The organism is Taklimakanibacter deserti, assembly GCA_003574785.1.
This window is the reverse complement of the sequence record QORU01000056.1, coordinates 1-658: the sequence shown is the minus strand read 5'-3', so window position 1 is coordinate 658 and position 658 is coordinate 1. Positions and strand designations below refer to the sequence as shown.

The following is a 658-nucleotide window of genomic DNA, read 5'->3' as shown; positions in this document are numbered from 1 at the left end:
AAGAGATGCCGGGCGGGGTGGTAGGCTCCGTCGATGCGGAAGCCGATGGCTTCTCGGGATGCTCGTGGGCCATAGATGTCCTCCTGCTTTTCCTGAATCACTGGGGTGACAGGGATGTTGCCGTTGTACTCGGCAAGGAAGTCATCCACCAGTTTCTGTACTGCCTCAACAGAGAGGCCAACTTCCTGTGGTTGGTCTATCGAGAGAAGATGTGTTTTGAGACTGGACTGCTGTTGCGTCATCAAGTTCGCCATATCAAACCAGTGTTGCGACTTGGCATAGCACTCGTTCGCTTTTTTGGAGTCCCCGGCTGCATGAGCAGCGTGCCCATCAGAAAGATAGCGAGTGCCGGTGTTTTCAGCTTCGCGAATGCGCCGATCAAGTTCCGCGATTTGGCTGTGGAGCGCGGGACTACCCATCGGCAGCCTCCACAGGCCGGACATCGGCTTGGTGCATCCAGAAGCTATCGGCGGGGCAGACACAGATGCCGAATGTGCCGTGGTAGTCAGCTTGCACGGTGCGGATGTAGTCCAACTCGGACTCAGTGGTGAAGAAGGTGGCGGCAGGGAATGCCCCGGTACGGGTCGGATACACAGTGCTCGCAGTGCGGCGCATGACTTCTCGCATGGTTTGCGTCCTACGCGAAGCCGGGCGGGAA

Annotated in this window: 2 protein-coding genes; both read right to left on the bottom strand. The window is 57.9% G+C overall.

Features of this window, described 5'->3' with window-relative positions:
• Positions 1-419: hypothetical protein (locus tag DS839_RS37135; protein ID WP_368912125.1), on the bottom strand; the 419-nt coding region annotated here is incomplete at its 3' end.
• On the bottom strand, positions 412-658 hold a 247-nt coding region (locus tag DS839_RS37130; RefSeq protein ID WP_368912124.1), incomplete at its 5' end, for a hypothetical protein. The genes DS839_RS37130 and DS839_RS37135, both read right to left, overlap by 8 nt.